The organism is Spirochaetota bacterium (genome assembly GCA_034190085.1).
Lineage (GTDB): Bacteria > Spirochaetota > UBA4802 > UBA4802 > JAFGDQ01 > JAXHTS01.
Genome location: JAXHTS010000055.1, coordinates 74487 through 88668 on the forward strand (window position 1 = coordinate 74487; position 14182 = coordinate 88668).

Here is a 14182-nt window from a genome sequence, read left to right on the forward strand (position 1 = left end):
GAGACACACCCCCATTTTCCTTGAGTAATTTGTTATTTTAATCTCTTAGTAATTCTATTATTGAAGAATCATTACATACATATTTTATCACAAAGATATAGTCATATCTATGACTAGTCTATGATTATGTCTTTGGTTTTTCAACCTTTTCAGGATTTAATATCCTATTTCGATTATCAGCCTTTTGAATATCAAATCTGCCCTTGGATTTTTCAGGATCCAATTGCTCTAGAATTGAAATCGCATAGGATTTTGCAATTCTATAATGACTAATTGATGATCTAAAAACATTTTCAATATATGAAGATTCAGCATCATCCACCTGGCCATAAGCAATCCACAATCTCATCATGTTTTTAAATAAAATTCTACTCCTATTAGGATCATATTTGTTTTTCTCCTCCAAGGAGAAATCAAGAATCTTATCCGCGCACTCCTTGAGTAAAGCATGAGTATCCTTTCTGTAGAGGGTGACCATCTTTTTATATAACTCTGATATTGCCTTCTTATTCTTTTCAAGCTCAACCCTTGAATAAACAACAATCCGTCTGTAGAATAAACTTACACCCTTTTTATAGTTTTCATAGATATCCTGATAGTCCTTATCCCACCCTTGGTCTTTAAAGTTTGATACAATAACCTTCAATATAAAGATATTCTCTAAATTCTCTTTCATAAGCTTTTCAGAAACCCTAATCCCTTCAAAACGAGCAAGATAGTTCTCTTCTGGTCTTTCGGCTTCAGTGTACTCATCTCTTGGTGACTTCTCCTCAACTGCAGTCTCGGGTGCGCCTGTTGCGCCTTGTTGTGCAAAAACATAAAATGGAACAGCAAGAAACATTACTAAATATAATATACCAATCCTTTGAAACATTTTTATATTCATAATAACACTCCTCAATAAATTAAAAATTTTTGAACAAGCATCCATGCTTTCATAAATATATTATGATTTGAATATTAAAGTACAGTTTGTAAATATGCAAGATTTTTTTTATTATATAAATTATTTTTTTAGTTACCGCTAGATAACTACACCAATAGCATTATTCTAATATCCATCACATTTGTATTGGTAGGCCCCGTAATTACCAAGCCTCCAACCTCTTTAAAAAGATTATAAGAGTCATTGTTCTCAATATACCCGTATATATCGATTCCATTTTGCGCTGCGATTCTCATAGTGTTTCCATCAACAATTGCTCCGGCAGCATCAGTAGGGCCGTCAGTGCCATCAGTGCCCACACTAGCTAATGTAATATTATTACTACCATTGATGTAAACTGCCCCATGCATGGCGAACTCCATATTCCTACCCCCAATACCACTTCCAGATACAGTAACCGTAGTCTCACCACCACTTATAACACATGCCGGTTTACTAATAGGATTTGAGGATTCTATTATCTCCTTTGCTATTGCATAATGGAAAAAAGCTACATCCTTAGTTTCTCCCTCAAAAAAGGAGGAAAGAATAATAGTATTATACCCCCTCCCTTCAGACTCCTCCCTTGCAGCCCTTAAAGCAATGATATTCGAGGCAATAATATGATTTGTTACCCTCTGAAAGACCGCGCTATCCTCACCGGGATTCTCTTCAACGTTACCCTCAATTCCTGATTTAATATAATCTAAAACCGATCCAGGCACTCTTTGATCTATGTCATATTTTTTCAGGATAGACATCGCATCATTAAATGATGAATTATCCGGCACGAAGGGACCAGAGGCAATAACATCCATATCATCTCCAACTACATCCGAGATCATAAGATTGATTACCCTTGCGGGATATGCTGCCTTGGCAAGATTTCCACCCTTCACTAAAGAAATATGTTTCCTAACGGAATTTATCTCATGTATAGAGGCCCCACTCCGAAGCAAGAGATTAGTAGTCTCCCCCTTCTCTTCAAGTAAAATTGTGTCCGGGGGCAAGGGCAAGAGCGCGGACCCACCACCTGATATAAGAGAAATAACGAGATCATCCTCCCCTGCATCCATCAACAACCCCCTTATCCTTCTAGCGCCGGCTAATCCATGATCATCTGGCAAGGGATGTGAGGCCTCGATTATTTCTATTCTCTTAAGCCCTTCTGTATAACCATACTTCACAATGATACACCCAACATCAATATTATCACCAAATATCTCTTCAATAGCCCTGGCCATTGACGCAGTGGCCTTGCCGGCTCCAACTACAAGTATCCTTTTATATTTTTCAAGAGGAAAATATTTGTATGGATCTTCACCCGAATACAGAATCAGTTTCCTATTTTCAATTCTCATCTGTTTCTTTATTGCTTGAGCAGGATTAGCTGCCTCAATAGCCTTTGTATAAATTCCCTTTATATCATCCCTTACCTTACTCATTCTCTGCTCCTATTAAGTGTTTCATTATTTCCGAAAAGGAAAATCTCGACCTATACAATAGATTGATAATATTTAAAATGATCATGCTTGTCAAGCCCCTATTACTTATTATGACTGCAACCCTTCATTTGATATAATTGAGAAGGAATAATATCAAACAATAATATCATATTTTACTTGATATTTTTGTGTATTTAATTCCAATTAATTATACTATTCTGTTTAATAGATTAACATCAAATCATCTCATAAGGAGATTGAGATGGGTTCCATGTGGCTTATTCTAACAGCAATTATAGCCTTTGTTATTGCCTATTCCCTGTATGGGAAATATGTTGGGAGAAAACTGGGCATAAACCCATTAAGGGAAACACCCGCCCATACGATACACGATGGGATCGACTATATTCCTGCAAGAGCCCCCGTTCTTCTGGGACATCACTTTGCCTCAATAGCTGGAGCCGCTCCAATTATCGGACCAATAGTAGCTGCCCTCTTTGGATGGTTGCCAGTTATGCTTTGGATATTTATTGGTAGCATATTTATGGGAGCAGTTCACGACTTTTCAGCCCTAATAGCCTCAGTCAGGCATGGTGGAAGGTCCATCGGCGAGGTCATCGAAGAGGAGATCGGATATAGGGGTAAAATACTCTTCCTTATATTCTCATGGTCAGCCCTTACCCTTGTAGTAGCGGTCTTCATTATTGTGGTTTCAAGAACCTTTGAGTCGGTCCCTTCCGCTGCAACTGCGTCTATACTCTTTATTGCTGCTGCGCTGATTATTGGCTTTCTTCTATATAAATTAAACCTGCCCCTTGCTGCAGCCACTATTATTGGGATTATTATGCTTGCTGCTTCACTCTATATAGGATATCTATTCCCAATCAATCTATCAGCATTAACATGGACTTATATATTATTGGGATACATCTTCGTCGCTTCAACTTCACCAGTCTGGGTGCTGCTTCAACCAAGGGATTATCTTAATTCTTTTATATTATATGCTCTAATGATTCTAAGCGTTATCGGGATAATCTACGTAAATCCTGAGATAAAAATTCCTGCTTTTACGTCTTTTAAGGTTGAGAAACTCGGATATCTCTTCCCAATACTCTTCGTTACTGTGGCATGCGGCGCTATCTCAGGATTCCACTCACTGGTAGCATCAGGCACCTCGGCAAAGCAACTAAACAACGAAAAGGATGCCAAACTTGTGGGATATGGATCAATGTTAATCGAATCTCTTCTGGCAATCGTTGCCCTAATAACAGCTGCCATTCTAATCCAAGATAAATATCACGAATTAAAACAGAATCCTGTTGAGGTATTTGCATATAGTCTTGGCAACATTATGACCCCCTTTGGAATCGACTTTGAGTCTGGCAAGATGTTTGCCTCCCTTGCGGTTTCAGCTTTTGCCCTAACCTCTCTGGATACTGCTGCAAGACTTTCAAGGTTTGCCTTTCAGGAATTTTTCTACAAAAAAAATTCTAAACACGAAGATCAATCGATTTTTTTTAAAAATAGATATTTGGCAACACTTATCGGTGTAGTTAGCGCTGGTCTGCTAGTTATTAGCGGTCAGGGCTTGAATATCTGGCCAATCTTTGGATCAGCCAACCAGTTGTTATCTGCCCTTGCTTTGCTATCGGTTACGGTATGGTTGACCAGGCATAATAAAAAGAAAAATATGTTTATAAAAATTCCTATGATCGTAATGTTCATTATAACGCTCTCCGCCCTTGTTTTGATGATCGTAGAAAATATCAACGAAAAGAATTTTATTCTTACACTGATTGCATCCATCCTATTTCTATTAGCAGCTATATTAGCTCTTGAGGCACGAAACAGCATTAAAGACATAAAATGACATGACAAAAAATCTATACTTGGAAATGAATTCACGTCAGCATCAAAAGGTACATAACGGTGCGAATACTCTATACTAAGGATGTCAATACAACGATGATCTCATTTACTGGTTTTGATAAAACAATTAACAATGTTTATAAATTCAATCAGGATCATGTTTTTCAATATTGGAGCGATTTAACTGATGAGGGGAAGACTACGCTGCTTAAAGAATTATCAATGGTAGATTTTGAACTCATGAACAAGCTTTATCATCAAAGAGAAATAAAAATCGCATATAATCTTGAATTTGATCCAGCTCCATATATACCCTTACCAAAGTCAAAAAGGGATATTGAGGAATTTGAGAAAGCAAGGGAGGCTGGCATTAAATATATTGGCAAGGGTAAAGTCGCTGCCCTTCTCGTATCCGGGGGTCAGGGCACAAGGCTTGGTTTTCATGGCCCTAAGGGATTGTATCCAATAGGTCCGGTGAGCGATAAATCTCTACTGAGGATTCATGCAGAAAAGATATTGAAATATTCAGAAAAGTATGGCGTTTCTATACCATGGTGCATTATGACCTCCTTGGATAATCATGATGATACTGTAAGATACTTCGATGAGAATAGATTCTTTAATCTTAATAAAGGGGATGTCATATTCTTTTCTCAAAAAATGATCCCTTCATTGAACTCAGAAGGGAAGTTGATACTAAAAAGCAAGAATTCCATATTCATGAATCCTGATGGACATGGGGGAACCCTAACTGCCCTTCATGCTTCCGGGGTCCTAGACGATCTGGATGGTCGAGGGATTGAATCCATATCATATTTTCAAGTGGACAATCCGATGATGAGGATAATCGATCCAGTCTTTATTGGATTTCATATTATAAATAATTCCGATGTATCGAGCAAAGCTGTAAGAAAGCTGACATCTACAGAAAAAGTTGGTGTATTTGTTAAATTCAATAATGGGAAACTAGGTGTAGTTGAATATTCAGATTTATCTCTAGATAAACAGAATGCCATTGATGATGACGGAGGGCTGAAGTTCTGTATGGGAAGCATAGCCATCCATATCTTTAACATATCCTTTGTAAAAGCTATAACCTCAGGGAAAACAATTTCCCTTGACTATCATCTTGCAAAAAAGAAGATCGAGGCTTATCAAATGGAAGGTAATGTAGAGATTGACGGATTCAAATTTGAAAAATTCATCTTCGATTCACTTACCTTAACAGAAAAAAATACAATATTGGAAACACTAAGAGAAGATGAGTTCGCTCCGGTAAAGAATAAAAGCGGTGTTGATTCTCCAGAGACTGCAAAGGAGTTGATGAGTAATTTATTCAGGAGATGGTTGACAAGCAAATCTTGTGAGATTCCTGATGAGACCAAGATGATTGAGATATCCCCCTTGTTAGCCGTAGAACCCGATGATCTGCATGATAACATCACTATTCCTCCAGAGGAGAAGGTCTATCTGGAATAGGGGATCAATATTGATTGTATTACTAAGGAGAGAAAAATAGGATTACAATAAAATAGAAAATCTTGAGGTTACTGAATTCAAGGACAAATAAATCTGTGAAAAAATATATTGATAAGGTAAATACCCTAATTGAGTCTTTCCCCTATATACAGGAGTTTTATGGAAAGACAATCGTGATTAAATATGGCGGCAGTGCCATGATTGAAGATAATATCAAAAATTCTTTTGCCATAGATATGGTTCTCCTAAAACATGTAGGGATAAATCCTGTAATAGTGCATGGTGGAGGTCCTCAGATCGGGAGTTTGCTCAAGCAGATTGGGAAGGAGAGTAAATTTATCAACGGACTTAGGATAACAGATAGTGAAACAATGGATGTGGTTGAAATGGTTCTGGTGGGGAAGGTTAACAAGGAAATCGTAAACAACATCAATCTAGCTGGCGGAAAAGCGGTTGGAATATCCGGAAAGGATGGAGGGCTGCTTGTTGCAGAAAAGATGTTTCATCAAAATAATGGCATTGATGTAGATATTGGTCATGTAGGCGTAATTAAGACTGTCAACTCAAAGGTAATAGAGGCTCTTGATAAAGAACAATTTATTCCAGTAATTGCGCCAATTGGATTTGATAATAAGGGGATTACATATAACATCAATGCAGATATGGCGGCAGGCAAGATGGCTGGATCATTAGGTGCGGAGAAACTGATTTTACTAACTGATGTTGAGGGTGTAAAAGTTTCGGGAGAACTTGTATCTTCCCTGAAAAAGACTGAAATTAATGAGTTAATAGAGATGGAAGAGATAACAGGGGGCATGATACCAAAGGTCAAATGCTGCCTTGACGCTTTGGAGACGGATGTCAAAAAGGCGCATATAATCGATGGAAGAGTGGAGCATGCGGTATTATTGGAAATATTTACCGATGCCGGCATTGGTACTGAGATAGTGAGGTAATAAATTATGCTATCACAATATTTTGAACATTATGCAACTGGCAGGTTAGAAGAAGGTTTTTCGTTATATTTTGATTCGTTTCACTATAGAAAGGGATTCAATATCTCCCTTTAACTTCACCCTCTTATCCTCCAAACTAGCAATTAGCATATCCCGTTCAGTGGTGAGAGCGCCTATTATCTTAGCTAATTGATCTAATATGGCCCTTAGCTCTATGAATATCTTCTCTTTCTTATTTATTATTTGATTAAAGTCCTGGGAATTCACCCCAGAAACATTGCATATCCTACTCTTTAATGCTTCAATATCACAGTCCAATACGTTTATGCTTTCATATATCTCTTTGTCTTGCTCAATTGATTCGAGCAGATCCTCAATGTTATCGGACTTGGCAAAATAACGCTTATTAATCTCCGAAATATATAATTTTTCAAATAACTTACATTTAAGGTTATACAATGATATAAGGTCACTGAAAAAATCCTTAAGATCATCCCTCAATGCTGAAGTTGCCCTTTTTATTGATGTTTACTCCATCCGAAGCGGTTTCCTTTGCAGATATCTTTTCCCATACCTCCCTTAATTCTTGCAAATGACTTACCACCTCAATTATTATCTCTTTATCCTTTTGTACATTTGCCTCTAAAAGCTTTTTTTTGAAATACATATATAAATTGAAAAGATTACCCGCAATCTCTCCACCCTCTTTCATGTTAAGAGAGAGTAATAATTCAGTTATTATATCCTGAGCCTTTACAATGTTATTATTAACAATATCATAGGTCTCAATACTCATATTCTCAAGAGCAATATTAAGGAACTTAATTGCTCCATCATAGAGCATAACAATCAGTTTACCCTGATTTGCAGTATTTATCTCTGTCTTTTTATAACTATCATAAGGATTCCTCTGTGGAAGAGCCATTTACACACTCCCGATAAATATTTTTTTTTGTTTATAATAAAGCAATGCTCATAAAAGATGAGCACCTTTTCACAGCTAATAACATGGAAGGCAGTGTTTGATATAGGTTAATGTGATCCATACTTCTTTAAATCAAATATTTTCATAGCTTTTGATGATTATAGGTAAATACATCATAATACTTGAAAAAGAATGAGGCAACACATTATTTATACACCTCAATGAGTGAAAGTTGATAAATGCTTTTTTATATATACTACTAGTATTGATGCAAAATCCTGATATTATTATCGTGTAAAGGGATTGTAAACTTGATCAAATTACTCTTGTACAAAAATAGATTTTATCCTTTGGAGTATTTCCAGGTATTTATCCCTTGTATTATATACTATTTCATCAGGAAGTGGAGGAGGCTGGGAATCCTTATCCCAATCCGTTGTTTCTAAATAATCCCTGATAAACTGTTTATCGAAACTTACTGGTGAAACACCCACCCTATATTGGTCTTTATCCCAGAATCTTGAACTGTCTGGGGTTAGAACTTCATCTATAAGTACAATCTCATTCCCGATATATCCAAACTCGACCTTTGTATCAGCCAAGACAATGCCTGCCCTATCCAGTTTTTCCCGTGCATATTCATAAATTTGAAGAGTCAATCCCCCTAGATGCTCAGCAACCCCTGTCCCAAGCTCCATTCGCATTATATCCATTGATATATTAGTATCATGTCCATCATCGGCCTTAGTGGCAGGAGTAAAAAGTGGCGCTGGTAAATCTTGAGCCAGTTTTAGGCCTGAAGGAAGCTTAATACCACATAATTCGCCTGTATTTGTGTAATCCTTCCACCCACTACCCACTATAAATCCCCTAGCAACGCATTCAAAGTCTATTCTCACCGCCCTCTTTACCAACACTGACCTCCCGTCTAATTGCTCCGGAAAATCGGAAAATGGTTTAGGGAAATTCTTAAATTCAACCTCTACAATATGATTCTTTACAAATTCTATATTTGAAAACCATATATTGGATATCTGATTTAGTACTATTCCCTTACCTGGAATACCGTTTGGGAAAACATGATCAAATGCTGAGACCCTATCAGTTGAAACCATCAATAGATGTTCCTCATCAACTCTATAAATATCCCTAACCTTACCGCTGAAGAGCTTCCTTGCTCCTGATATCTTCGTTCTTAATACCTCGTTCATTAAAATCTCCCTAATTCATCTTCCTTTATGTATGGTATAATTTTCCTTATTATATTTAAGGATTAAAATAAATAAAATCCATTTTTTCTTTTTAATTAGCTCTGCTAATAAATGCATAAAATTGTTGAAAAATAATAAAAATACACTATTGTAATTAACCAATATTAACTTGATACCCTATCAGAATGTATGATATAAATCTATTTGCTTTATATGAATAATTGAATGATTTCAAATAAATTTTCACTAATTCCTAACCTAATTTTAAGCGCATCAGAATCTCCATATATTACATGAACGCTATTAATTAACTTTTTCAAACAGCGCCAAAATAGCATGGATGAACTATTATATATATAACAATTTGTCAAGGAAAATGACATTACTATTGAATGCAAGCTTTCAACATCCAATAAACAGAATGGGACTCCTATAAATTCTATTAATATTCATATCCATGAACAGAAAACTTAAACAACAATCCCTAGGAAAAAAGACAGCTCTGCTCCTTGCTATACTCTTGCCCATTATAGGTTATTGTATTGGAAGCCATTTAGGAAAGCATATGATTGTCCATTTTCTGTCAGGTGAAAACTCACTGTTATTTTTACTCTATCAACCCGCTTTTGAGAATATTAGTAAAATCAGGCTTTTGGGTAGTAATAATGAATATAAAAGACTTGTAGGTTACCATTCTCTTATAGAAAATAGAAGAATAGATGTCGATTTTTTAATTGATAGATACACAAGTGAAGAATCAATATATCTAAGAAGATCTATCATCTGGCTGATGGGATATTCTAAAGATGAAAAGAGTATATATAATTTTCTATCTGATATTTATGAAGAAGCCCCTTGGCGGAATAAGCTTGAAGTTTTACGGACCATGAAAAGGTTAGACATAAATCTATTTAATAAATTTATCAAGTATCATAATATTGATATAGGGCAATTCAATGGGATATAATTAGCCATTCATGATATAGTAGGCTTCACAAGTATTTAGTTGTAATATTTTGTATTTCTGTATTATTTAAAAATCCCATCGTATTGGAATTTATACTCCTTCAAATTAGAAGCGATTATCTACTTGGAAGAGACTGAAAACAAATGACAAATTCTGACAGCTTAATAGAGATAATTATTTCTAGGTATAAGCATATCCTCCTAGGCATTTTAATCATTACAATCCCCCTATTTTATTACTTCCTACAACAAAAGCATGTCAATCAGATTGATATCTATTTTGATGAGGATAGTCCAGAATTGTTATTCTATAAGAGATTCCAAGAAACTTATGGGAATGAAGAACTCCTGGCTATTGCCTTCAGTGAGGAAGATATATTCACAAAGGCGAACATTGATATCATCAGGTCCATAACGAATACGATTAAGGGGATAGATGGCGTGCAGAGGGTATTCAGTCTAACGGAAGTAGAGGAGGCAGTAGGATATGATGACACCATCTCATTTAAAAAGATCATCCCAGAGGAGATGATCGCAGAGAATAAACTACACGAGATAAGGGATGATGTATTAGAGAACAACCTTCTCATTAACAGTCTGATCTCAAGAGATGGAGGTACTACAGCAATCTTAGCGGAGATACAACCGCTTATACAGAAAGAGAAAAGAGAGGTTTTAAAAAATATTGTCAGAACAATTGATCATATTTGTAGCGATAAGGTTGAAATTCATTATACTGGCATTCCATATACTGAATTGGAGATGAGTAAACTCTCTATAAGGGATTTTATCACATTTACTCCTATTATCCTGTTATGTATATTCATTATTATAACTATAATGCTAAAAAATTTCAGTCTCTCTATACTCTCTCAGTTCAATCTTCTGGTTATATTTGTATGGGGCATCGGTTTTTTTATCTTCTGTGGAGAGAGCTTCAATATTGTTACTATCATTATGGGAGCGATTCTATTAGCTATTGCCATTGCTGATACGATTCACTTACTATCACACTACAAGGATAATTATCAAATCATTGATAATGATCATAGTCTGATAGTTGAAAACACTGTTAAACAGATATGGCTTCCCTGCTTCTATACAAGCATAACAACAGCAATAGGATTCTTTTCTTTTATATTGAGTAGCATCAGGCCGGTTAAGATACTCGGAGTCTTTACCTCCATCAGTGTTTTAATTGCTTTCTTTATCACAATGACCTTTCTTCCAGCGATGCTTTTAATTTTCCATAAGAATAACTGGCTAAATACCCTTGAGGATAAGGCGTTTAAACCTTCGAATAATAATAATAACAGCCCGCTTATGAAAATATTTTGGGTAATTGGTAGTTTCGTTATAAATCATGATAGAATAATTGGAATTTCTACAATCGTGATAATAGGACTCTCCATTATTGGCATATCAAAGATAAAATTTGAGACCAACACAATAAATTATCTACCCGAAAAGAATAAATTGAGGATGGATGTCGAATTTATTGACAATAAACTCGGTGGCACGATACCCTTTGCAATGCTGATTCAGGCTAAATCCAGCGATTGTGATTTCACTCATCCCGCAAGTCTTAACCTGATCAATGACATACAGAATTATATGATGAGTAATATAGTTCATTTCTCAACCTCCTTTTCGATTGCTGATTATTGTAAAGAGATAAATAGGGCCTTTAACAACGGCAATGAAAAGTACTATAGGATTCCCAAAGAGAGAAGTGATATAGTGGATTTTTATGAGATCGGGGATTCTGAGATTCTTGACAGGGTAATTGCGCCTGACTTTATGGAGGCAAGAATATCTTTTCAATCCGTCTGGGATACAAATGAGACGGCAAGCAGATATGAAAAACTGATTTTTGATTATTTAACAGCAAAGCTGGGACAAAACTTCAGCTACAAAATGACTGGACTCTCATCCCTATATCTTACCATGGAGGAGAATCTCAAGTATAGTCAGATCAAGAGCTTTCTATTAGCCTTTGTACTTATATTTATAATGATGTTTTTTGTATGTAAAACCATATCACTTACAGTGATCAGCATGATAGCAAACATCTTCCCTATAGCCTCTATTCTTGGCATTATGGGATGGTATAATATCCCAATGGATGTTTCAACAATAATGATTGCAAGCGTTACACTCGGGATAGCTGTGGATGATACAATTCATTTTCTCACCTGGTTCAAGAGAAATATGTCTACCAGGGGAGAGATTAAGTCCGCTCTTTTGAATACCTACAAGGACGTTGGGAAGCCAATCGTTATCACATCTTTGGTCCTTTTCTTGGGGTTCTTTATTCTGATATTAGGCAGCCTTAAACCAACCCACTTTTTCGGAGTGCTTACAGCCTTTGCAATGTTGCTGGCTCTAATTGGTGATCTGGTAATACTCCCATCCCTATTGATAATCTTTAAACCTAAAATACAACTAAAAAATCAATTGAAGATTTCTTCTCACTAGTCATTATTTTCAGCATTTATACATTTTTATCTTGAAATTTCGGAGTCTCTATTTACTCTTTACAACAATCAATAGTATGTGAAATCGATTGATTAGGGAGGATTTACTATGAGTAATGAAGATATATACAACAATATTGAACAAGCCAAGAAGGAATGGGAGGAGAAGGTACTAACCCCTGCGTATCAGCGTTTTGGTCAGCAGGAATCACCAACAAAAATCTATACACCTTTGGATGTAAAGGATTTTGATTATATGAAGGATGTCGGACTCCCCGGTCAATATCCCTTCACTGGCGCAACATATCCAACAAATATCTTTGGACTAGGGATAAAGATGATGGCCATAGGAGGGGGAGATCTGCCTTTAAGAAGGGCAGCGATCTATTCAGGATATGGCACGTCTGAGGATACTAGAGATTATTACAAGGAAGAGATATCTCGTGGATTTACTGGAGGCCCAAATCTGGCCCTAGATCTCCCAACTCAATGCGGGTTGGATTCGGATAATCCAACAGTTGAGGGTGAAGTAGGAAAGGTTGGGGTAGCGATTGATACTCTTAAAGACTTCGAAATAATATTTGAACCGTTTGTAAATGGACGCGATCTGGATAAAATTGGTACTAACATTACCATCAATGCAGCATCAAATATCTTAATGGCAATGTATCTGGCGCTTGCAGATAAGAGAGGCGTAAGCTGGGATAAATTGAGGAGCACCCCTCAGAATGATATTCTAAAAGAGTTTGTATCCAGAGGAACATACATTTATCCACCCAGACCATCGATGAGGATGTTCAGAGATAGCCTTGTCTTTTTTAATAAAAACTGTCCCGGAATTAATATAACAAGTATTGGTGGTTACCACATTAGAGAGGGTGGCGCTACTCGAATTCAGGATTTAGCATTTAGTATGGCAATAGGCATAGCATACATTCAGGAAGGTATTAATGCTGGATTGGATATTGATTCCTTTGCTCCCAAATTTACATTTAATGCCTTTGGTGGAAGTATGGAGTTTTTTAAGGAAATTGGCTTCCAGAGAGCAGCAAGGAGAATGTGGGCAAGGATTTTAAAAGAAAGGTTTGGAGCAAAGAAGCAAGAGAGTATGAGAATACGCGTTCCAGCTGCAGCGCATATTGGCTGCAGCAGCACTACTAAGCAGCGTGCGCTGAATAATGTGACAAGAGCAATAGTCGGTGGAATAGCTGGAGCCCTATCAGGCGGACCGCCTGCTGCATTTCCTCCCTATGATGAGGCTTTAGGATTAGGTTGGAGCAGAGAAGCAAAGCAACTCATGATTGATGCAGTAAGAATTCTAATTCTTGAGGCCAAACTATCAGATGTGATTGATCCCTTAGCAGGATCCTATTATGTAGAATCCCTGACCAATGAGATTGAGGAGGAGGCTTGGGATGAATTGAAAAAAATCGAAGAGATGGGCGGCGCTGTCGCTGCCATTGAGGATGGATATATGCAGAGAGAGGTAGCAAAGAGCGCTGCTGAAAAACAGCGCAAGATAGATGACAGAGAAGAGTTTGTTGTTGGTGTCAATTGCTTTACAGATGACACAGAACTGGATGTTACCACAAGCAAGATTGTAGAAAATCCCTATAATCCTGAAAAAAGGGCTAAAGCTGAAGAAAAACAGAAGCAAAGGCTGTCCGAAATTAAGAGCAAGAGAGATAATAAAGAGGTGAGTAGATTACTCAAGGATCTTAAAGAGGCAGCAAAAGATGAGAGCAAAAACTTGATGCCAATCTTTATTGACTGCGCCAAGGCTTATGTCAGTGAACAGGAGCAGTGTGATGTCTTGAGAGAGGTCTTTGGCGAATGGGAGAGGGATACATATATTTAGTAAGCATAGAATAAATTCTGCTAAAATACATATTTTATTTGTGTGGATAACGACAATATAAACTAATGAGA

11 protein-coding genes are annotated in these 14182 nt (G+C 36.7%); 6 read left to right on the forward strand and 5 right to left on the reverse strand.

Going from position 1 to position 14182, the window contains the following annotated elements:
- Positions 1-124 precede the first annotated feature (124 nt).
- Both SVZ03_11280 and SVZ03_11285 read right to left on the reverse strand, forming a co-directional pair.
- Positions 125-886: a hypothetical protein gene (locus SVZ03_11280; protein ID MDY6934784.1), complete on the reverse strand. Its 762-nt coding sequence runs from the start codon at positions 884-886 to the stop codon at positions 125-127.
- Positions 887-1032: 146 nt separating this feature from the next.
- Positions 1033-2370, reverse strand: a complete 1338-nt coding sequence (locus tag SVZ03_11285) for a glycerate kinase (GenBank protein MDY6934785.1) — start codon at positions 2368-2370, stop codon at positions 1033-1035.
- Positions 2371-2632: 262 nt separating this feature from the next.
- Between SVZ03_11285 and SVZ03_11290 the strand changes: the two genes are divergently transcribed.
- From SVZ03_11290 to argB, 3 genes are all read left to right on the forward strand, one after another.
- Complete coding sequence (locus tag SVZ03_11290) at positions 2633-4240, forward strand: carbon starvation protein A (GenBank protein ID MDY6934786.1); 1608 nt, start codon at positions 2633-2635, stop codon at positions 4238-4240.
- Between the two features lie 59 nt (positions 4241-4299).
- A complete protein-coding gene (locus tag SVZ03_11295; protein MDY6934787.1) occupies positions 4300-5718 on the forward strand; it encodes a UDPGP type 1 family protein in 1419 nt (472 codons plus the stop codon).
- A gap of 95 nt (positions 5719-5813) precedes the next feature.
- A complete protein-coding gene (argB, locus tag SVZ03_11300) occupies positions 5814-6674 on the forward strand; it encodes an acetylglutamate kinase (protein MDY6934788.1) in 861 nt (286 codons plus the stop codon).
- A 63-nt stretch (positions 6675-6737) separates the two neighbouring features.
- Here the strand turns inward: argB and SVZ03_11305 are convergent, their stop codons facing one another.
- The 3 genes from SVZ03_11305 to SVZ03_11315 all read right to left on the reverse strand — a co-directional run bounded on the left by SVZ03_11305 (position 6738) and on the right by SVZ03_11315 (position 8810).
- The gene (locus tag SVZ03_11305) at positions 6738-7175 is read right to left on the reverse strand and encodes a hypothetical protein (protein ID MDY6934789.1); all 438 of its coding nucleotides are present in this window, start codon (positions 7173-7175) and stop codon (positions 6738-6740) included.
- On the reverse strand, positions 7165-7599 hold the full coding sequence (gene fliS / locus SVZ03_11310) for a flagellar export chaperone FliS (protein ID MDY6934790.1): 435 nt from the start codon (positions 7597-7599) through the stop codon (positions 7165-7167). The genes SVZ03_11305 and fliS overlap by 11 nt, the downstream gene beginning before the upstream one ends.
- Positions 7600-7919: 320 nt before the next feature.
- On the reverse strand, positions 7920-8810 hold the full coding sequence (locus SVZ03_11315) for a phosphoribosylaminoimidazolesuccinocarboxamide synthase (GenBank protein MDY6934791.1): 891 nt from the start codon (positions 8808-8810) through the stop codon (positions 7920-7922).
- Between the two features lie 457 nt (positions 8811-9267).
- Here SVZ03_11315 and SVZ03_11320 point away from each other — a divergent pair, with 457 nt between their 5' ends.
- The 3 genes from SVZ03_11320 to SVZ03_11330 all read left to right on the forward strand — a co-directional run bounded on the left by SVZ03_11320 (position 9268) and on the right by SVZ03_11330 (position 14111).
- Positions 9268-9777: a hypothetical protein gene (locus tag SVZ03_11320; GenBank protein MDY6934792.1), complete on the forward strand. Its 510-nt coding sequence runs from the start codon at positions 9268-9270 to the stop codon at positions 9775-9777.
- A 143-nt stretch (positions 9778-9920) separates the two neighbouring features.
- Positions 9921-12254, forward strand: a complete 2334-nt coding sequence (locus SVZ03_11325; protein ID MDY6934793.1) for an MMPL family transporter — start codon at positions 9921-9923, stop codon at positions 12252-12254.
- Positions 12255-12362: 108 nt separating this feature from the next.
- Positions 12363-14111 (forward strand): methylmalonyl-CoA mutase family protein, encoded by a 1749-nt coding sequence (locus SVZ03_11330; protein MDY6934794.1) that lies wholly within the window; start codon positions 12363-12365, stop codon positions 14109-14111.
- Positions 14112-14182: the final 71 nt, after the last annotated feature.

Coding starts and splice junctions, on each gene's coding strand:
- SVZ03_11325 (MDY6934793.1), top strand. CDS start 9,921: ATGACAAATTCTGACAGCTTAATAGAGATAATTATTTCTAGGTATAAG.
- SVZ03_11320 (MDY6934792.1), top strand. CDS start 9,268: ATGAACAGAAAACTTAAACAACAATCCCTAGGAAAAAAGACAGCTCTG.
- SVZ03_11285 (MDY6934785.1), bottom strand. CDS start 2,370: ATGAGTAAGGTAAGGGATGATATAAAGGGAATTTATACAAAGGCTATT.
- SVZ03_11315 (MDY6934791.1), bottom strand. CDS start 8,810: ATGAACGAGGTATTAAGAACGAAGATATCAGGAGCAAGGAAGCTCTTC.
- SVZ03_11330 (MDY6934794.1), top strand. CDS start 12,363: ATGAGTAATGAAGATATATACAACAATATTGAACAAGCCAAGAAGGAA.
- SVZ03_11290 (MDY6934786.1), top strand. CDS start 2,633: ATGGGTTCCATGTGGCTTATTCTAACAGCAATTATAGCCTTTGTTATT.
- SVZ03_11280 (MDY6934784.1), bottom strand. CDS start 886: ATGAATATAAAAATGTTTCAAAGGATTGGTATATTATATTTAGTAATG.
- fliS (MDY6934790.1), bottom strand. CDS start 7,599: ATGGCTCTTCCACAGAGGAATCCTTATGATAGTTATAAAAAGACAGAG.